Consider the following 20,231-nt stretch of genomic DNA (forward strand, 5'->3'; position numbering starts at 1 on the left):
CGTGGTCGCCCTATATCATTTTTGAATGGCCGCCCCATATCATCATCGCTGCCCCCGGACCCTCGATGCCTCTTCGTGAGGCGCATGTTCTGCCGGATCAAAAAAGGAGGAGCAATCCGCCCGCTTTACGGCTAAAACCGATGCATATACCGGGGTTCCTTTCCCATCTCGCCTGAAAGCCTGGATGAGCCCAACCATGGCTCTGTCGCGCTCCGGATACATCCCTTATTGGCGGATGTGTTGTGCCGGCATAATGGGTGAATCCGCACCCTTTGCCGAGTCGGTCGATGGCCGGGTCGGCGCCTCTGTCCATTGCATCTTCCGATATTCCTTTCCTGCTACGGCACCATTCCCTGTGACCTCCGTCATGCCTCCTGAAGTTCCGGCCGCGGAGAGACCTCGTTTTTCAGGGTAGATTAAAGCGGGGAGACGAGGAGGGGATTCCGCCAACCCGGGCCACCTCCGTCGCGCTTCCTGAAGTTCCGGCCGCGGAGAGACCTCGTTTTTCAGGGTAGATTAAAGCGGGGAGACGAGGAGGGGATTCCGCCCGTCCGTTGCCCGGCCTATGGGTTTCCGGGGGCTATTCGCGCCAGCTTGGGCCCGGGCGCGGGTGACTTATGTCATGGCTCATGCGCATCGCGACAAGGAAGAATGGGGATGGGGAAAGAGGAAGGTGCCTCCGATCCCGCTGCCGGTTTAAGGGGCCGCTCCAGGGGAAGAATTAACCCGTGAACGGCCTGTGAAAGGAGTGAGGGACATGGAACAGTACCTTAAGAAGGTCGAGGGCGAGAACGCGGAGCACGACCTGCTGCTCTTCGCCTTGTCCACCTGCGGGTGGTGCAGGAAGGCCAGGGATTTCCTGGAGGAGAACAAGCTCGCCTACCGCTACGTGTACGTGGACCTCCTGGAGGGGGAGGCCCAGAAGGAGGTCTTCGAGGAGGTCAAGAAGCGCAACCCGCGCCGTACCTTTCCCACCCTGGTGGTGGACGGGGACGAGGTGATCGCCGGGTTCAACGAGGAGCGCTACCGGGAGGTCCTGCTTTGAGCGAGGAGTACCCGCCGGAGGTGCTGGAGCTCCACCGCAAGCTCCACGAAGAGGCGGAGGCGGCGGGCTACCACCTCAACCCGGACCGGGACTTCACCCTCATGCTGGTGGACGGCCTGTACCGCAACCGGGAGCGCTACGGGTACATGCTCTGCCCTTGCCGCTTCGGCGAGGGGGAGAGGGAGAAGGACCTGGACATCATCTGCCCCTGCGACTACAGGGACGCCGACCTGGACGAGTACGGCCAGTGCTACTGAGCGCTGTACGTGACCCAGGAGGTCCTGGAAGGAAAGAGGAAGATAGAGGGGCAGATACCTGAGCGCAGGCCGGAGCCCGAGGGGCTGGAGCGCAGGCGGGAGGGGGCCAAGAAACAGGCCGCTACATCCGCTGGCCTCCCCGTCTGGCGCTGCAAGGTGTGCGGGTACCTGGCGGCCCGGGAGAAACCTCCCCGGGAGTGCCCCATCTGCAAGGCCTCCGCCGACCGCTTCGAGCCCTTCCCCCTACCGGGCGCGGAAAGGCTCACCGTCTGGCGCTGCAAGGTGTGCGGGTACCTGGCGGCCCGGGAGAAACCTCCCCGGGAGTGCCCCATCTGCAAGGCCTCCGCCGACCGCTTCGAGCTATTCAGTTTCTGACCCCTCGTTTTTACTCGAAGAGCGCGGTTTCCAGGCTACGAAATGGGCTTTTCTCCCCTTTTATTCATGGAACGGCGAGAGTCGCTCCAATATGACGCAGTGTATATAGGGCATCATCCGGGGGTGGACGGTGTCTTTTGACGGCCACATGGAGGACGGTCCTCCAGACGGTAGGGCCAGTTTATGGCATATGTGATCTAAATAGAGCGGGGCGACGCCTTGAGCTCGCCCCCATGGAGTGGCTTTTGTCTGAGACGAGACAGGCCCTTTCCAAACCATTGCTTAAGACAGGAATCCCTGACGCCCTCGATCCGTCGCCGTCTCGGCCCGTCGATACTAGCCTGTAAGATTCCTCTTTTCCGGCGAGGGGAATGGAAGCAGCACTCGAAGGAAGCGGCGGTGACGCTATGTTAGAGCTGCGCACTCTCCCTGTGCGGATTATGGCTCAAAACAAGTCGACAGGATACCTTGCTGCTCTGGATGAACAAGCGGATGGGCAGGATTAAAGTGTCGTCTCCCGGGTTTGGATATGAAATTAATAAGGAACATAAAGAACACCTGACATGCAAAGGGAGAAGTCCTCTTAAATGGAAGGAATAACCTCCGGTGGCAGATTATGTTGTATAATGCGGTTACCCAAATTCGAGTTCCCGAAAAAAAGTCTCATAAGTTAAACAACATATATATCTTGACAATCATCAACCTCTCGGCTAATATTGGTTTGCTTTCGCTTGTTGTGGACGGTTGGAGTGTATCCTGGGGTTTCGGGGCACATGGGCGGAGAGATAATAGCCGAGAGGTTCTCCTTGCTGAAGACCCGGGGGAGCAACGGTCTGGCCTTCACCCACATTGTTGAGGATATACTCGACGGGCGCCGCCTGGTGATCAAGGTCAGTGACCGGTTGGGAATCCTGGGCCTGGAGTACCTGAAGTCCGTAAATCTCCTCGCGGAAAGCGCCGTCCAAGGAATCCTTCTTCCTATAGAGGGAGGCTTGCTCGAAGAGGAGGAGGGGTATTACCTGGCTTTTCCGGAACTGGGAGAGCCTTCTTTGGATAATTACCTGCGCATGAGGCCTTCTCTGTCTTGTGAGGAGGTTCTCGACATATTGAAGGGCATCGTCTCGGCCCTAGAAGGACTGCACAGGACCGGGTTCCTACACCTTTTTCTCGAGCCCCGCAACGTCTTTTACCTGCCGCGCAGATCGGTGACCCTGAAGGATCCCGCTCTGCGGGCGGAATTCTTCCACCCCTTCCTGGAGCTGGTGAGCGCCCCCGACTTTTCCTGCCTACAACCAGAGATCATGGACGGCGGCCTCCCGGGACCTGACGCGGACCTCTTCGCCCTCGGCAAACTGGCAGAGAAGCTCCTGGTGTCGGCAAATGACGCCCATGCCTCCCCTCTGGGAGACACGGTCGCGAGTCTGGCTAGAGACTATGGCGATGCGTCTCGGAAGGGGATCGAGAACCGGAGAGGCGATGTGCTCAATGCCCTCATTTCCATCCGGCAGGACCTGGAAAGGGCTGCCCGCAAGGTGCATCCAGAGGGGAAAAGACCGGGGGGCCGCTTTTTCTCGTCTCTTTGGAACCGCTCCGGGGGGACCTCGGTTGGAAATCCGGAGGTTGGAAGGAAGCCGGGAGTGGGATCTTCGCGGTCCTCACAGGAGGTGTCGCCTACGGCGGCCGTGGTCGGTGAGCGGGACTCCGCGCCGAGGGTCACGGTCCATGAACACTCACTCGAGGGACCCAACGGCTTGGGCGTGGAGGAGGGCTCACCAGACGGGGCGCGAAGGCCGGATGTCTTGCCGGAACGGGATTTCCCTCTGGTCGAATCGGCTCACGGGGAGAGCGGCGAAGGGAGCTTCCTCTCGGAGGAGAGGAGCGGGACCTCAAACGGTGCGGAGCGGACCCGGCGGGCTTCCGTTTCCCGAAGGGCCCGGTTGGCCGGGGCCCTAAGGTTGGCGGCGCTTTCGCTCGGCGTCGGACTGGTTTTCTTGCTGCCCATATATCTCGTGTCGGCCAGAGGCGGGGAGGGGGTCAGTTCCGCCGCGGGTTGGGGGGCCTCGGAAGCCGGTGGGGAGACCGTCCTCTCCGCACTCCGCGAAGCCCGCAAAGGTCCAGCTAAGTTGGGGGGCTGTGGTGAACTGGAGGTGAGGGAGGAAAGCGGTAGGGCAGGTAGCGTTGAGGGTGCATCGGGGATCCGGGAGCGGGATGGGGCCCAGGCGGCTCGGGACGAGGAAAAGCCGCGCTTTGAAGGGGAAGGGAGGGTCGCGGGCCAGAGTTCGATAAGCCCCCAGAGGCCGGTCGCCAGGTTCACGATAACCCCTTCGGAGGGCCAATCCCCCCTTTGCGTGTATCTCGACGCCTCAAGCAGTTACGACCCCGACGGGCGCATCGTCTCCTACCGTTGGAGCTGTGGGGGAGGGGCGAGCGCTTTCTTCCAGGTCTTCGAGAGCAACATCATCCCCGCCAGGATAGCGGTGACCCTCACGGTCACCGATGAGGGGGGGAACACGGACAGCGTGACCCAATACGTGATTCTTTACTGAATTCCTGGAGTCCGTCGGTGTGAGCGGGCGTATCAAGCCTGCAACGGCGGCCGGTTTAACCGGGCGTATTGAGCGTGATCGGCTCCTCCGGGGGTCTCCCCGGAACGTCTTTTCCCGGAGAAAGGAGGTCTTGTGGTGAAGGTAGTGGTCATCGAACCCCGAAAGGTATTCCTGGCCGGGCTGCTCTCCTGCCTTCTGCTTGCGAGCGGCGCCCTGGGCTCGTTCTGGCTGGCCAGAGCCCTGCGCGGGGAGAGGGCCCAGGCCTACGGGACGGAGGGGGTGGGCTCCCGCACCTGGTATTTCCCCGAGGGCTACACCGGCCCCGGCTTCGAGGAGTACATCCTCGTCTTCAATCCCCCCGCGGACATGGGAGGCACGGGGAAGGTGGCCTTCGTGACCATGGAGTTCTACGGACCCGATGGCAAAATAGGGTTTCATACTGACCAGCTTGAACCCGGCCAGAGGGCCTCGGTGAACGTGAAGCACGTCCTGAAGGAGAGGTACGGGTACGAGGGGGACGTCTCCGTGGTGGTGGGCAGCTGGGACAACGAGGCCACCATCATCTGCGAGCGGGCCATGTACTTCAACTATCCCGGGGGTATCACCGGTGGAAGCCAGTCCTTAGGCTACACCGAGGCGGAGGCCCCCTTCGTGCCCTGAGCCGGGGGTGAGCGGGATGCGAGGGTATCGCCGGATTATCGTTCGCGCCCTCATCGCCGGGTGCGTGTTCCTGAGCCTCGCGCTCATCCTCTTCTACGAGCCGAAAGGAGCGCAAGCCTACCCGGCTCCCGGGGACGGCTACCGGGGGTGGTCGGCGGAGGCGGTCATCGGCCTCCCCAACCCCCGCCACGTGCAGATGGCCGCCGACGGGGGCTGCCTCTACCTGGCGGCGGACGACGGGGCGGACGTCTGGCTCTACCGCGCCGCGGATAGGGAGCGCCTTGAATGGGAGCCGGTGAAAAAGATGGACCTGGATCCCTCCCGACCGGCCTGCGACGCTTACCTGGAGGCGCGTGACGGCTACTTGGCCCTCTCCTGGAAGGAGTTGGTGGGTGGCCGCTGGGCCCTGGTGGTGGCCCTCTCCTCCGACCGCGGGGCCACCTGGCGCACCTGGATGGACTACTCCCCGGGATGGCACAACTACGAGGCCCACCTGGCCCTCTCCGGATCCGTGCTCCACGCCGCCTACGTCTCCGACTACACGGGGCGCAACGAGGTCTTCTACCGGCGCTTCGACCTCCAGCTCACCCCCCTCAACGTCTCCTGCGCCTCCGATGCCGGGGACGGCGTCCCCGCCACCCAGCCCTGCCTGGAGAGCGGCGGGGAGCTCAACGCCAGCCTGTACTACGTGCGCCTGTCCGGACCCCCCAACCCTGTATGGCAGGGTTTGACGGAGGACGCCGGTCTGGGCTGGAGGCACTACGAGATCATCCCCGCCGCGGGGGGCGTGGACCTCTCCTGGCCCGAGGTGGGGGTATGGAGGGACGGCGGCGACCGGCGGGTGATGGTGGCCGCCGACGGCCGGCACCTGGAGAGCGGCAACCACCGCGTCCGTTATTCGCGGTTTTATAACGGAGTTTGGGAGTCAGGCATAGATAAAGGGTATTTTGGGTCACATAACTCATATCCTAATTTATGCACGGAGGGAACGACCATTTTTATGGTCTTCCGGCAATCAGGAGGAACTCTTGGCACGGAAGGAGCAGGCAGAATAAACACGCATACAGGAGAGGAAAGCGCATGGAATCATGTTGACGACCTCTTCTACCTCAACATGCCTTATGACCACCCGGGTTGCATCGACTGCTGCTCGGACGGGGAACGCTTCTACGCCGCGGCGGCGGGAACGGGCCCCCACGCGGTGGTCATGACCAAGCGCGAGGACGACGTGGACCCCACCGTGTTCCTCGATAACCCCGGGGCATACCACAATTGCGATTTCACCGTCCGCGCCCGGGCTTACGATGATTTCGACCGCGCAGCCAATTGGCTGCTTGCCCCCGAGGCAGAGGGTTACGAACGGGGCATCCTCCACGCCGATTTCTATTATCGAGCCGCGGGAAGTGGGGAGTGGTACGAGTGGCCCGGCGGGAAGAGGGACGAAGAAGCCCCCTGGGAAGTGACCTTCCCCGGCGGGAGCGTTCCCGAGGGCCGGTATGATATCAAGGTGGTGGCGACGGATACCGCCATGCGCACCTCGGAGAACATCTACGGCAGCGTGTGCGTGGACCGCACCCCGCCCTCTGCCGAGCTGGTCATCTCACCGCCTGACGGGGAGAACGGCTGGTACCGGGAGAGGCCGGGCACAGGTCCCGCGGTCAGCGGTTCGGACAATCTTTCCGGTATCCATCGCGCCTGGTATCGACTGGACGACGCGGCCGCCTGGACCGCCTTCATGCAGCCTTTCGAACTACCGGAGGGGGAGCACATCATACGCTGTTATGTCGAGGACCGGGCGGGCAACACCTCCCCGGTTGTGGAGTTCACCTACCGGGCGGACTACACCGACCCTATCGGCTCCATAACGGCACCGTCCAACGGTGCCTATTTCCGGGACCTCATGGATGTGGAGGCCTCCTATGAGGATGCCGTGTCCGGGGTAGCTTCCATCACCTGGATGGTGGACGGCGCGCCGGTGAAGACGGTCGCCGAGGCCCGCACCTCGCTGGACCTCACCGGTCTTCCGGAGGGCCGCCACACCCTGCAGCTGGAGATCAGGGACCGGGCCGGGCGCACCTTCAGGCCTCAGCCCATCGACTTCTATCGCGACGTGACGCCCCCCACGGCCAGCGTCGTTGAGCCTCGCGAACAGGAATGGGTACGGGGCATGGTCCCGGTAAGGGCCGAGGTGGGCGATAACCTCATGGTATCCAAGGCGGCCTTCTTCGTGGACGGGAAGGCGATCGGCGAGCGCACCGAGCCGCCTTGGACCCTCTCCTGGGACACCTCCACGTTGAAGAACGGTTACCACACCCTCCGCGTGGAGGCTTGGGACGCCGCCGGGAACCGCTCGCACCAGGAGGGGGCGAGCGAGGTCACCGTCTTCGTGGGCAACAACATCAGCCAGACCAACCATTTCGCCGAAGGCTGCACCCGCCCCGGGTTCGATACCTGGCTGTGCTTGCAGAACCCGGGGGACGAGCCGGCTGTGGTCAGCGTCAACTACCAGCTGGGTGAGGGGCAGGGCGCGGCCCCGGCACAGACTTACCTGGTTGCCGCCCATTCACGGTACACCATATACGTGAACGGAGCCGTTGGGACGGGCAAGGACGTCTCCATCCAGGTGACCTCCAACCGGCCCATCGTCTCCGAGAGGCCCATGTACTTCACCTACCGCGGAGAGGGAAACCGGCCGCTGCGCGGTGGGCACACCGCTCAGGGGGCCCATTTCCCTCGCCAGGAGTGGTATTTCGCCGAGGGATGCACGCGCTCCGGGTTCGACACCTGGCTGTGCCTGCAGAACCCGGGGGAGCAGGAGGCGGCCGTGCAGGTGGAATACATGCTGGAGAACGGCGCCTACCTGGGCCGCGTCTACCGCGTGCCTCCGTGGAGCCGGAGCACGGTGATGGTGGACCGCGAGGTGGGGGAGGGGCACGACGTGTCCATGCGAGTCACCTCCGGCGTTCCCGTGGTGGCCGAACGCCCCGTGTACTTCCTCTACCAGGGGATGTGGGACGGAGGGCACAACGTAATGGGTGCGGGGCGCCCGGAAACGGAATGGTATTTCGCCGAGGGCTGCACGCGCACCGGGTTCAACCAGTGGATATGCCTCATGAACCCCAACGACCGGGAGGCCAAGACCAGGATAACCTACGTCATGGAGGACGGAGGTCGCATCGAGAGGGAATACCACCTCAGGCCGCGCTCCCGCTTCACGGTCAACGTGAACAACGACGTGGCGAGGCAGCACGACGTCTCCACCCGCGTGTGGTCGGACCTCCCCATCGTGGCGGAGAGGCCCATGTATTTCCTCTACGCTTCCTCCATCGACGAAGGCTCCAACGCCATGGGGGTGAACAAGGCCGGATCCTCCTGGTACTTCGCCGAGGGCTGCACGCGCGAGGGCTTCGACGAATACCTGTGCCTCATGAACCCCAGTGATGATGAAGCGCGGGTATCCCTGCGCTTCATGCTGGACGATTCGTCCCAGCTCCTGCGCACCGTCGCCGTGCCGCCGGGAACCAGGGTGACGGTCAAGGTCAACGACATCGTGGGACCGGGACGCGACGTATCCGTGGAGGTCATGAGCGACCGCCCGGTCATCGCCGAGCGGCCCATCTACAGCCTCTACGGCGGCTCCCTGCCCGCGGGTGATACCCTTTCCGGTTACACCTTCAATCCCTGAGGGTGGACCGGAAAAGGGCTCTTCCGCCCAAGGGTTCCCTGGAGGGCTGGAGGCCGGGGGTGCTTGCGTCATGAGCTCATGGTGATGCCGGAAGGCCCCGCCCCACGCGGGTGGGGCCGCCGTTTTCCGGAATCGGCGAGAGACGGCAGGAGCGCGGGATGGGGTATGCCGCCTGAAAGATATACGGGCTTGCGCAGCGACCTCCCGGAGGCTTCGGGGGGTTGGGTCCGCGGCCGTCATTCCCCTCAAAGCTCGTCAGCGCGTCATCCCAGGTTATCCATAAGAGCGTGGAAGAGCCGGCGCGAAGGATGCTCCATGCCGGTGACTTAAGCCCTGGTCTGCATCCACAACCGGTCGCCCGGCGGATCGGAAGAGAGAGCGAAGCCGCCCTCCGTTAGGTGCGGATTCAAGACCGGCAGGCGGGGTATGTGCTCGACTCTGCTTGCCTTTTCAGGCGTGCTTTCAAACCCCGGCGGTCAAGCCCCGATCGTTCCGAATGCCCGTAGGCGGCAGGTGACGGTTCGTGAAATTGGAGGGGGGCAGTGGGAATCGAACCCACCCCGGCTTTTTCACGGCCGGCCGACGGGTTTGCAGCCCGCGGGGGACCCAGTCCCGTACCCCCCGATGCACCTCAATTACAATGTCTCAGTGGAAATTATAAGATTATTATATTGAATAAATAAAATATATTAATCTTTTGCCGGTTAGTGTAATCTCAAGTAAGTGGCAACCTTCCCCAAGGACGTACGGAGCTACCCGAAATGTGTTAGTGGCATATAGTGTTCCGGACACTACCCACCCCATCATCCCTCCGTCGGAGCTTTCTCAAGCGATATTACCGGAATCACCCCGGTTGGTGAACGCTTGCTTCGGTAAGACCTTTCCCGTTGTTTTTCTCTCCTCCCGGATGGAGGTGGGATTTCTATAACCACGGGAAAGAGGTGTCGATCTATGGATAAGACACGAAAGCCTCGGGAGGCCGGAGCTTGCGAGGCTGGAGGTCCAGCAGAGATGGGCAACCGGGGACTCCCCCCGGGATGCAAGGGCATGAGGGCCTCGGAACCGCCTTGACAGAAAAGGCCAAGGAGGAGGTCTCCGTGTTCTCAGGGGGGATTCTCAGGGTGAGGAGCGTCACCGGAAGTTGAGGACCGGCCTTGCGGTGAGCAGAGGCCGAAAAGAATGGCGTTGACCGCATATGGACATTTTCCCCACCTGGCTGAGGTTGTGGAAGGCGGTGTCCTTGAGTCCCGGCTCAAGGAGTTTCATGGCGAACTGAACGGTGAGTGTTTCTGTCGCCGTTCAGAGAGATTAATGGTAGGATTGAGCGGGGTAAATCGATAACAGGGGTTGAGCGGAGGAATAACATTTAAGTGTCGGTGAAGACGTTTTGATACTGGTGAGGGCGTTTGAATCCCGATGAAGGAGCGAAGCTGTCTTGTGCCCGCAAAAGCAGGCACCCTGAAGAGGCGGAGTAAAGGAGAGGTGCGGGATGAGAGTGGCTCTGGTCAATCCCAACCGCTACCTGGAGCCCCCGGTGATCCCTCTGGGGCTGGAATACCTGGCCCATTACCTTGACCGCGAAGGGCACGAGGTAGAGGTGGTGGACCTGGCCTTCACGCCGGAGCCGGCGCAAGAACTGTCCGGTAGGCTCTCCGCCTTCCGTCCCCACCTGGTGGGTTTTTCCCTGCGCAACCTGGACACCTCCCTCTATCACGACCCCCTCTTCTTCCTCGACGAGTTCGCGGAGCTCATCTCCGTCGCGCGAAAGGTCTGCGGGGCGCCGGTGGTGGTGGGAGGGACGGCCCTCCTGGCGGGGCCCAGGGAGGTCGCGGAGTACGTGGGCGCGGACTGCGCCGTCTACGGTCCGGGGGAGCGGGCCCTCCCCCACCTCCTGCGTTACCTGGAGGCGGGCAGTGAGATGCCGCGCCTGGTGGACGGATGGGAACATTCCTTCGACCGCGGAGAGGTTCCGGCGAGGGGGCGGTGGGTGGACTACGGGCCTTACCTCAGGGAGAGGGGTCTGGCAGGTTTTACCACCCAAACCGGCTGTCTCGGAGGGTGCGACTTCTGCCTTGAGGCGGGGTTGCCCTGGAGGACCCGGGACCCGCGGGCTGTGGTGTCCGAGCTGGCCTCCCTGCGGGAGGCCGGGGTGCGCGAGCTGCACCTCTGCGACTGCGAGTTCAACCAGGACCTGGATTCCTGCAAGGAGCTCCTCCACTTATGGATCTCCTCAGGACTGGACCTCGAGTGGTCCCTGTACATGAAACCCCTCCCCCATGACGAGGGGCTCTTCAGACTCTTGCGCAGAAGCGGCGCCGTCTCGGTGACCCTTTCCGTGGATTCCCGGTCCCTGGCCACGGGGAAGTACGGGCTGCTCGACCTGCAGAGCTTCGTAGAGCTCGCCCGCCGCCGGGACCTCCGGGTTGCCGTGGACCTGCTGGTGGGCTTTCCCGGTGAGGAGGAAGGCGAGGTCCGCGACCTCCTGGACTTCTTCCGCGCCGTGCGACCGGACACCGTGGGAGTCAACGCCTGGATCAGGGTCTACAAATACACCGGCATGGGAAAGGAGGTGCGCCGCCGTCCTCCAAGGTCGGGTACCTTCCTCGGAAGTGGAGGCGACCCCGATTTCCTGCGCCCCCTGTATTACAACTGGTTGAGCATGGAAAAGCTGTGCGAGCTCATCGGGGAGGATCCCCTGTTCCGCGTGGAGGGCCTGGAGCGGCGCAGCAACTACGAGCGCCTCCGTGGGCCGGGTACCGGTGCGTCAGGAGGCTGACCCAGCCAGCTTGAAAGCGTGGTGGATTCGTCATGGCGTTCGGGCATCACCTTTGAAGACGGGAGGGGCTACAGAAAAAGATCAGGGGCGGTCTTGAGGGCTTGCCGGGCCATACATCGACCGCTTGAGCCATGGAAGTAAACGGTCATATAATTTTAAATTGTTCATGGGGGACGAAACGGGGGTTAGATGCACACAAAGAGAGAGGCGGCACGACGGAGGCGAAGGGTTGCCTTCGCCATGTTTTTCATGCTTGTCTTTATATGCGTCTCAGTGCCTGCGCGTGCCGAAACGCCATGGCCCCCACCGCCGCCCGGGCAGGATCCCAGCCGCTACGAGGATTACTGCCACAGCGCGAACCCGCCTGACGACTACCGGCCGGAGGACCCGGATTACTGGAAATACACCTCGCAGCGCGCTTCCACTCTTTACCATCTGATGATAGGGCTTTTCCTTCCCGACCTCCAACGCAGAGAGCTCCAGGGGGTCATGGGCGCTTCCGTGGACGAGGCCTGGAAGGTGACCACCGGGCGCCCCGACGTAGTCATCGCCGTGCTGGACTGCGGTATCCGGTGGCAGGACGTGGGGGTCATGCGCGAGCTGGCGGGAAAGATATACCTAAACCCCGGGGAACTCACTCCTCCCCTAGGTGCCGACCGCTGGGACATAAACGGCGACGGTGTCTTCAACGTGGAGGATTACCAGGGCGACCCTCGGGTCCCGGACCTCAACGCCAACGGCATCCTTGACCCCGAGGATCTCATCTGGGCCTTCTCGGACGGGGAGGATGACGACGGCAACGGTTACCAGGACGACATCTCCGGATGGGATTTCCTGGAAGACGACAACGACCCCCGCGACGAGGCCGACTTCGGTCACGGGAGCGCGGAGTGCGTCTGGGCCGCGGGGGAGGCAGGAAACGGAAACGGCATCCCGGGCACCTGCCCCAACGCCATGCTCCTGGTGATACGGGTTGGCGATTCATTCATCGTGGACGTGAACCGCTTCGCGCAGGGGGTGGTATTCGCCGTCGACTCCGGGGCCCGGGTGGTGCTGGAGGCCCTGGGCACGGTGAACGTCTCCAGCTTCGGGCAGGCGGCCGTGGACTATGCCTGGTCCCGCGGGGTGGCGGTGATAGCCTCCGCGGCGGACGAGGAGTCGGCGCACCAGAACTACCCCTCCACCTACGAGCGCACCATCCAGGTCAACGCGGTTCAGAAATACGCGGACCTGGGATGCTTCCTGCTGCGCCAGTTCCCGCCCTCCTTTCTCTATCTGGGAGGGCTTACCAATTACGGCGCGCACACCCATCTCGCCACCCCCTCCGACGGCCATTCCTCAGGGGCCACGGGGAGGCTGGCCGGCATCGCCGCCTTGGTATATTCCGCCGCCGAGGACCAGGTGAGAAAGGGCAACCTGTGGCGCTACCCAGGGCTGGAATCGCCGCTTTCGGCCAACGAGGTCAAGCAGCTGCTCACCATGACCGCCGACGACATCGATTTCTCTCCCGGCGAATGGAGGATCAGCCTGGGGCTCCTGGACGGGTTGCTCGGGCCCTCCCGGAGGTTTCCCTCCGGGCCGGGTTGGGACCCCTACTTCGGGTACGGCCGGGTGAACGCCCTGCGGGCGGTCCAGGCGGTGGCCGAGGGGCGCATACCTCCGGAGGCGGAGATACGCTCCCCGCGGTGGTTCGAACTGCGGGACCCCAACGAGGTGGAGATGGAGATAGAGGGTAGAGTGGCCGCGGTGCGCGCCGATTCCTACGGCTACGAGGTGGAATGGGGACCGGGTTGGAACCCGGCGGAGGGGGAATGGAAATCCCTGGGAGGGGCCGACTTCCTCTACGAGCCCCTCGAAGGGGTGCTGGCCACCCTGGACCTTGGAGAGGTGTACCGCCTGGTGCAGGAGAGCATTCCCCGCCGAGGAGGGAACGGTGATCCCAACCGGTACGCTTTCACCATACGGGTACGGGTGCGCGACGACCGCGGCAACTGGGGCGAGGACCGCAAGACACTCTTCTGCTTCCACGACTCGGATGCCTACCCGGGCACGCCCTTCCGGCTGGGCGGTGACCTCACCGCTTCCCCCCGCCTGGCCGATCTGGACGACGACGGCATCGACGAGCTCATCCTGGCTACCGGGAACGGCGAGGTGCACGCCTTCCGCGAGGACTTCTCCGAGCTGCCCGGGTGGCCGGTGCATACCACGCCCCTCCCCCTGCACCTGGGGTCGCGGGGTTTCGAATCCGGCGGGTTGCCCAAGGCGGTCTACGCCTCGGTGACCGGGACCCCCGCTGTTGGAGACCTGGACGGCGACGGGCGGTTGGAGGTGGTGGCCGGCGACGGCCTGGGAAGGGTTTATGCCTGGAACGCCGCCGGCGAGCTGCTCCCCGGATTCCCGGTGCGCTCCAACCCCCTGTACTCCATCCCCGATCGGGCCGACTGGTGGACGGAAGGGGCCCTTCCCGCCGAGTGGTACGCCTCGCGGGTGGTTCCCGACCGTGTGCACCGCCTGGACCGATGGAACTGCCTGGACCGCGGCTTCCTGCGGGGCCCGGTCCTTGCCGACCTGGACGTCCCGCCCGACGGCCGTCTGGAGGTGATCGCCGCCTGTCTGGACCAGCACCTCTACGCCTGGCATGCCGACGGCAGTCCCGTTGAGGGGTGGCCGGTGAAGCTGGTGGACCCCGGGAGGGTGGCCCGCATGGATCCCCTCACCCACACCTGCACCTTCCGTGAGCAGGAAAAAGTCCCCAGGGGAAGCAAGATAGTGACCAACCCCTCGGTGGCCGACCTGGATGCCGACGGGGAGCCGGAGGTGATCTGCGGGACCAACGAGGCCTACACCGACGAGGCCGCGTGGGTCTCCGCGGAGACCTTCCTCCTCTCCCTCGCCCTCCCCCTGCTGGGGCCCTTGATGGGCGGCGCGGCCGGGAGCAGGTTCAAGCCGGGGAACGCCAGGGTTTACGCCGTGTACCGCCAAGGCACCTCCCGCCCGCGGGCGGACGGGACCTTCCCCGGGGAGGGGGAGGCGCCTTCCAACGCCTTCCTCCCGGGATGGCCGGCGAAACTGGCCATGGCCGCCCCGGGCATGCTCCCCAGCGTCGTGGAGGGGGTCAACGGGCCCGCCGCGGTGGCCGATGTGGACGGGGACGGGAAACTGGAGGTGGGGATCTCAAGCGCGGCGGGCCCGGCCTATCTCCTCAAGGCGGACGGTACCTCCTTCCTGGGAGTCGACGCCCTGGGTATGCCGCGCAGCCTGGACGGGGACAGGTTGGGGGCGGCTTCGGAATCCCAGGACGCGCCACTCATGTGCGCCCTGGGAGGGGGGTGCTTCGCGCGGCTGGAAGGAAATGGGATGTGTTACGTTGCCCCCACCATGGGCATGGGTAGGGCGCTGGACCTCTTCTTCCCCGCCGATCAGGTCAGATCGGACGACCAGATCTGCGCCTGGAGCGTACGGGACGGCCGCCTCCTGGCCACCTTCCCGCGCCGCATGAACGACATGATGTTCTTCATGACCCCCGGGGCGGCGGACGTGGACGGCGACGGAGTCCAGGAGGTCCTGGCGGGCAGCTCCTACTACGACCTGCATGCCTTCCGGGCGGAGGGCGGGGAGGCACGAGGCTGGCCCAAGTTCACCGGGGGATGGACGGTGGCCACCCCGGCGGTGGGAGACCTGGACGCGGACGGGATGCGCGAGGTGTTCTGCGGCACCCGCGAGGGTTGGCTCCTGGCCTGGAGGACGGACGCAAACACGGGAGGACCCGCCGACTGGCCGGAATACGGGCACGATCCCTGGAACACGGGATGCCTGGAGACGGACGCCCGCAGGCCGGGGAAAGTGACCGACCTGGCGGCGGAAGCGGTGGTGGAAGACGGCCGCCTAAAGGGTATAAGGCTTTCCTGGACGGCTACGGGAGACGACGGCCGCCTGGGGAGGGCCATGTGTTATGAGGTCCGCTGCCTCCTGGTTTCCCCGGATGGTGGGGGCTGCAACGGCAAATGGGAGGAGGGGTTCGCCATCGCGGAGGGAAAGCCCCTTCCCAGCGAGCCCGGGGCCACGGAGGAGATGTTCGTCCCCTGGGAGGTGCTGTGCCACCTCCTTGGCTTGAGCGAAGAGGGCGCCGGGACGTTGGAACTCTCCTTCGCCCTACAAGTTCGTGACGAGGCAGGGAACCTGTCCCCCGTCTCCGGCGAGGCTCGCGTGACCCATAATCCGTGGTAGATATCCCCTGAACTCCTTATTCCTGTCCACGGGACAGGGGCGTTAGGAAGACCTGACTGCGAGACCTACAAGCCGGATTCCCTTTGAGCTGCTCATCGCCTCCCTCTTGGAACTACAGATATAGAGCGCGTCTTCCTCCTCACGGTTTCTTGCGTATACCTCGCTTCTGCAGCGTTGGCAAGCACATCAGGGTTTGAGGATAATCGATGGACCGTCCGAGAGTCCTGGAAAGATGAGTCCCTGCGAGAACTTTGATCGCCGTTTATACTGAGATTCTCATGAGGGGGAAACTCCTTTCTGGTTTGGTTTTCCGCCAGGATATCAGAGAGGCTTCTCCCTTTCTTTGGGGTTTCGCCTTCCGGGGAAGCGGTGTTCCACCGGTCTGCGAGGCGACGAGACCGGCAGGGCTTGACCCCCGCTTGATTGATATGTAATATAACATATATAACATTTCAATCTTCGGGGAGGAGGAGAGATGGCGGTCAAGATAATAAGCACCACCGAGTTGAGGTCCAAGGCCGCGGACATGGTCATAGGCCTGCGCCGGGGAGACCGCTTCCTCATCCAGCATTACAACGACATCGTGGGCTATGTCACGCCGGAGATACCGGAGGAGATCCTCAAGAAGCTGGGGGTGAAGAGCGGGAAGCGCGAGGAGAGCTTCAAGACGGTGGAATAGCTTCCTCCACCCCCGGAAACCAGCCAACCGAGCCCTCTCCCCGGGGTCGGGGCGCGAGGGGCCATCCGGGAAGGGTCCCGATAAGAACTCCGGCCCTATCCGAAACGACACACCCTGCCTTTCGGAGCGGAGGGCCGTAATGGCGCAATAATGGTGTGTCGGTTTTCTGGCATGCCTCGGGCCACGTTTTCTCTCCGGCTTCCTCCGGAGGCCTCACCCGCTGGATCTCCGGAGTGGGGCCTCTCAATTCGGGTGACGGGGACCGGAGGACCACGGTAAGGAGGTTACCTGTAAGAACTTACATTTCCACGCGGGCCGCCGGAAACGGAACGCTGACCTGCTCTCCTCCTCTCCCGGCGGCGACGCCCCGGGTAGGAGGAGTAAGCGGGGGACAGGGGATCCTTCGGGCCGGTTGCGGCTTCTCGACGGGGATGATCGGCTGGCCTATGACGAAGGTCAATAACATCCGCTGTGTCCTTCCCCATGGCGGCGCGGGTGGAGGAGAGAGGAGAAGCGTGGGCGGGGGGCTGTCGTCGCCCGTTGACCACATGGGGAAGGCACCCCGGCAGGAAGCGCGCTACGGCGGGAGCCGGGACGGTATCCGAGAGGCGAAGGGAGGAAAGGTGCCGAACTGTCGCTGGATTGTCGAGGAGCGGTCGGAATACCCCTCTCATACGGGTGAGCGCGATGTCCTTGGGGGTAGGAAGCGCTTCTCCCGGACCTCCCTTTTCCGGAACGTGTACCTTTTCTTCCGCGACCCTCAAGGGCAGGCCACGGCGGAGTTCGCCATGGTCCTTCCCTTCCTCCTCCTGCTCTTCCTCCTCCTCGCCCAAGCGGTCCTGGTTATGCGGGCTCAGATTGCTGTGACCGCCGCGGCCCGGGAGGGTGCCAGGAAAGGGGTGGAGACCGGGAACCTGGCCCTCATCGAGGGCGCTGCGGCCCGCGCCGCCTCCGGATTGGACCAGGAGAGGCTTACGGTCAGGGTGGATAGTGGCCCACGGAAGCGCGGTGAATGGATAAGGGTGGAGGTGGACTACGAGGTCCCCATCGCCCTCCCGGTGGTGGAGAGGTTCTTCCCCCGGGTAACAGTTCACGGCAGCGCGGAGATGCGCATCGAGAACGATCGGGAGGGAGCGTGAGGGGGCCGTGGTCCGAGGATGGACAAGGTCTTGCGAGTGAGCAGGCGAAGGGGGCACCGCAAACGGCGGGACAGTCTCTTGGAAGTCCTTGAGCCTCAGCCCCGGGGACGTGTTCCACGCCGTGGAACGAGATTTGAAGGGGGATTGGGCATGGCCGGAGGCAGGTGTCGGTAATGCCTGTTTCCCGGGTTGGAGGTCTTGAGGCCATGAGCGACCGCAGACCGCGCGCCGCCCTTAAGCAAAGGCATCGATTCCCTGCCCCATCAGGGTTCGCCCTAAGGGAGGCCTCCCGTTTTCCGGGATTCTATCCGGCCTCCCGTGTGGGGGTTTTCCGGCAAGTCGTGCGGCGGCTTGCGGGGGAAGAGGCGGCGGGGATAACCGTGGTCGCCGCGGCTCTGGTGCCGGTGATTCTCCTGTTCGCGCTCGTCCTTCACGACGTGACCCTTCTATACGCGGCCAGGGCACAGGCCCAGACGGGAGCCGACGCCGCGGCCAAGGCCGCCGGCTTGGAGCTAACCCCCCTCTTCGGGGTGGGGAGCGACCCCGCAGGGGCAGCCGGCGATTACGCCCGGCGCAATGGATGCCAGCTACTCTCCTGCGAAACGGGAGGCAGCGGTAGCTATATATGGGTAACGGTACGCGTGAGCCGCAGGACGGAACGGCTTTTTCTGAAACCGGAGGGAGCGGTCCTCAACGCCACCGCACGCTGCTATCTGGACCTCTCGCAAGGCGGGCTTCTTCAGGGTTCGGATGACGTTCCGCGTCGCGAAAGTCCTGAATGACGGCGGGATGATGCCCGGCCGTGCCGCGCGCCGTCGCTCTTGCGCATAGCAGCGGATGTATCCCCAGTACATCCCGGAAGAACCACTCCGAGCTTGTTCTTCCAATTGGCCTTGTCCGGCGTTGTATGTGCGGAACTGGGGGATCCGGGAAGGCCTGGACAATCGTGGAGGGATTTCGCCAGATTTATGGGGCAGCGGTCGATCGGGGGTCGACCCCTTGCATCACCTAGTCCGGGTGCGGCAGAAGCGGCCCTCGATTCCAACGCTCATTATCCGCGCCCTTATTACGACTTGCATCACCTGGCGCTAGGGCAGCGAAAGGTCTTACGGATGGTTTACGCGACGGATGAAAATCTTAGTTTGGCGGCGGGAAAATATAGGCCCATGAAGCACTGTCCGGAGAGATTTAATGTCGTGACCGCGGATTTCGCTTGCTCAGGCGGTCAATAGATGAAGAAAGGGAAAGCGTCGATGAGCCAGGCGCCCTTTTCCCTGACCAGGCGTACCCGGGAGGTCTCCGATTCCAGGTTTCCCCGCGTCCCGAACTCGATGGTCACGTCCACCTGGGCGCTTTCATCCTCGAGTTCTATCTCCTCGGGGTGGAAGTCGTAGGAGCGGGCGGTGCCGAAGACGCCGGAGAACTCCGCCGCCGTCCAGGGCTTTTCCAGGCGGTGTTTTTCCTTGTAGGCCCGGCTCAGGTGCTGGAAGATGTACTCCGTTTTCCCGTCCAGACAGGCGATGAGGAAATCCCGCAGGGCCTGTTCCACTTCCGCCCGTTTCTCTTCCTCGCCTTCCGAGGGTGGGTGGCGACGGGACCAGTCGAGGGCGGTGAAGGCGTCCACTTTCCACGCTCCCTCCTCAAACTTGAGGGCGAGGGTCTCTTCCCTCTCCCCCTTTCCGGTTATCTCCAGGGCCACGGTTACCGTGGCCCGCCCATCTGCGAGGACGACGTCCCGGTCGGGGGAAAAGCGGTAGGACGCCAGATAGCCCAGTGCGGCCACCAGGTCGTTCCTGGTGATAGGGTCAGGAACCTGGTTGTTCTCCAGGTATTCATCGGTCATCATCTCCCGCAGGACTTCCACCCGGAGGTCGCCCAGGGCGTCCAGGAAGGCGGTGGCCGCTTCCGTTATCCGGGCCAAGCTCTCTTCCCTGGTCTCCTCCGCCTTCCCGCATCCGGAAGGCATGAGGACCGTCAGGACAAAGGCGAGGGCCGCCACCAGGACCGCTACGCAGTGTCCGGCGTTCGGCATCCTAAAGAGGACGCGCTTTCCCTCCGTGCTCTCCATCATCCGGTGAGGCCGCATTTCAACCTTCCGTGTCAAGCCAAACGTCGACGACCCTTATCCGACTCGGCCCTCTGCGGAATCCTCTTTCCTCGAAGTAGAACCTTTTCTCCGCCCATGGAAGATCGGCCAGGCGACGCCAGCCCTCTGCTCTCCGCTTTTTCCCTCCGATCATCGGGATCGCAATTCTCTGTCCGAATGCGGGGCGGCCGGGTCCCGACCCGACGCACGCACTCCTCGGTATCCACGTCCGTTCTCCTCATTTATGATATGCCGCTCCCTTTAGATTATCCTCCATGGGATTCCTCCTCCATGGGATTCCTGCGCCCAAGCCCTGTGAAGATCCATTAGCGGCAGTGCCCGGTGGGGATTCACAGTCTCCCCCTCTTGCGACGTTAGTTCTCGGGAGGGTCTTACCTTGCGGGCGGCGGGAATCCCATGCTCGAGTTGGTCTGGCTGCTAACGGTTCGTCCGAGGGCGAGCCGGAGGCACCGGAAGGGGTTCGCTCCACCACGACGTCCTCCGGGTCCATATGACGGGGATGGGGAAGGGATGGGGTTAGTCGGTGCTGTATCGTTTCAGTAGGCGCTTTCCGGGTTGAAAAGAGTCGAGAGACCACCCTATCATCCTGACAAAACAAGCTAAGTTAACAGGAAGAAAGGGGTGATCTCTCTTGCTGAACGAAATCATACTACGTCTTGCGGAGGAAGCGAAGGGGATAGAGGAGATAGAGGAAAGGACGGCGGAGTTGGTCTTCGAGCTGGGCCGGGCCATACT

Annotated in this window: 10 protein-coding genes, 1 tRNA gene and 2 pseudogenes; 11 read left to right on the forward strand and 2 right to left on the reverse strand. The window is 63.4% G+C overall.

All coding sequences use genetic code 11. From position 1 onward, the window contains the following. The first annotated feature begins 757 nt into the window (after window positions 1-757). The 6 genes and pseudogenes from H7007_RS07715 to H7007_RS07740 all read left to right on the forward strand — a co-directional run bounded on the left by H7007_RS07715 (window position 758) and on the right by H7007_RS07740 (window position 8,568). Entirely contained in the window at window positions 758-1,045 is a 288-nt protein-coding gene (locus H7007_RS07715; RefSeq protein WP_287154460.1) for a glutaredoxin family protein, read from the forward strand. Continuing rightward, window positions 1,042-1,542: pseudogene (locus tag H7007_RS13715) on the forward strand (ferredoxin-thioredoxin reductase catalytic domain-containing protein); the annotation flags it as partial. The gene H7007_RS07715 and the pseudogene H7007_RS13715, both read left to right, overlap by 4 nt. A gap of 42 nt (window positions 1,543-1,584) precedes the next feature. Further along, a pseudogene (locus tag H7007_RS13720) lies at window positions 1,585-1,677 on the forward strand (rubredoxin-like domain-containing protein); the annotation flags it as partial. A gap of 773 nt (window positions 1,678-2,450) precedes the next feature. Then, window positions 2,451-4,223 carry a PKD domain-containing protein gene (locus tag H7007_RS07730; protein WP_287154465.1) on the forward strand — a complete coding sequence of 591 codons (1,773 nt, stop codon included), beginning with the start codon at window positions 2,451-2,453 and terminating at the stop codon, window positions 4,221-4,223. 132 nt (window positions 4,224-4,355) lie between these two features. Beyond that, window positions 4,356-4,883 (forward strand): hypothetical protein, encoded by a 528-nt coding sequence (locus H7007_RS07735; RefSeq protein ID WP_287154467.1) that lies wholly within the window; start codon window positions 4,356-4,358, stop codon window positions 4,881-4,883. A 16-nt stretch (window positions 4,884-4,899) separates the two neighbouring features. Beyond that, window positions 4,900-8,568 carry an Ig-like domain-containing protein gene (locus H7007_RS07740; protein ID WP_287154468.1) on the forward strand — a complete coding sequence of 1,223 codons (3,669 nt, stop codon included), beginning with the start codon at window positions 4,900-4,902 and terminating at the stop codon, window positions 8,566-8,568. A gap of 530 nt (window positions 8,569-9,098) precedes the next feature. Here H7007_RS07740 and H7007_RS07745 read toward each other — a convergent pair. Further along, window positions 9,099-9,191, reverse strand: a tRNA-Cys gene (locus H7007_RS07745). Between the two features lie 866 nt (window positions 9,192-10,057). Here H7007_RS07745 and H7007_RS07750 point away from each other — a divergent pair. From H7007_RS07750 to H7007_RS07770, 5 genes are all read left to right on the forward strand, one after another. Further along, window positions 10,058-11,344, forward strand: a complete 1,287-nt coding sequence (locus H7007_RS07750; RefSeq protein WP_287154470.1) for a B12-binding domain-containing radical SAM protein — start codon at window positions 10,058-10,060, stop codon at window positions 11,342-11,344. Window positions 11,345-11,617: 273 nt separating this feature from the next. Further along, window positions 11,618-15,571, forward strand: coding sequence for an FG-GAP-like repeat-containing protein (locus tag H7007_RS07755; protein ID WP_287154472.1), 3,954 nt, complete (start codon window positions 11,618-11,620; stop codon window positions 15,569-15,571). Window positions 15,572-16,046: 475 nt separating this feature from the next. Further along, complete coding sequence (locus tag H7007_RS07760; protein WP_287154474.1) at window positions 16,047-16,250, forward strand: hypothetical protein; 204 nt, start codon at window positions 16,047-16,049, stop codon at window positions 16,248-16,250. 623 nt (window positions 16,251-16,873) lie between these two features. Then, a complete protein-coding gene (locus H7007_RS07765; RefSeq protein WP_287154476.1) occupies window positions 16,874-17,389 on the forward strand; it encodes a TadE/TadG family type IV pilus assembly protein in 516 nt (171 codons plus the stop codon). A 341-nt stretch (window positions 17,390-17,730) separates the two neighbouring features. Continuing rightward, on the forward strand, window positions 17,731-18,171 hold the full coding sequence (locus H7007_RS07770; protein ID WP_287154478.1) for a pilus assembly protein TadG-related protein: 441 nt from the start codon (window positions 17,731-17,733) through the stop codon (window positions 18,169-18,171). 443 nt (window positions 18,172-18,614) lie between these two features. Here the strand turns inward: H7007_RS07770 and H7007_RS07775 are convergent, their stop codons facing one another. Continuing rightward, window positions 18,615-19,460 (reverse strand): hypothetical protein, encoded by an 846-nt coding sequence (locus H7007_RS07775; protein WP_287154480.1) that lies wholly within the window; start codon window positions 19,458-19,460, stop codon window positions 18,615-18,617. Window positions 19,461-20,231: the final 771 nt, after the last annotated feature.

The organism is Candidatus Solincola tengchongensis (assembly GCF_015711935.1).
Classification (GTDB): domain Bacteria; phylum Actinomycetota; class Geothermincolia; order Geothermincolales; family RBG-13-55-18; genus Solincola_A; species Solincola_A tengchongensis.

Excerpts from the sequence above, each read along its gene's own strand:
- H7007_RS07750 (WP_287154470.1), top strand. The coding sequence starts at position 10,058 with ATGAGAGTGGCTCTGGTCAATCCCAACCGCTACCTGGAGCCCCCGGTG.
- H7007_RS07760 (WP_287154474.1), top strand. The coding sequence starts at position 16,047 with ATGGCGGTCAAGATAATAAGCACCACCGAGTTGAGGTCCAAGGCCGCG.
- H7007_RS07740 (WP_287154468.1), top strand. The coding sequence starts at position 4,900 with ATGCGAGGGTATCGCCGGATTATCGTTCGCGCCCTCATCGCCGGGTGC.
- H7007_RS07730 (WP_287154465.1), top strand. The coding sequence starts at position 2,451 with ATGGGCGGAGAGATAATAGCCGAGAGGTTCTCCTTGCTGAAGACCCGG.
- H7007_RS07715 (WP_287154460.1), top strand. The coding sequence starts at position 758 with ATGGAACAGTACCTTAAGAAGGTCGAGGGCGAGAACGCGGAGCACGAC.
- H7007_RS07775 (WP_287154480.1), bottom strand. The coding sequence starts at position 19,460 with ATGATGGAGAGCACGGAGGGAAAGCGCGTCCTCTTTAGGATGCCGAAC.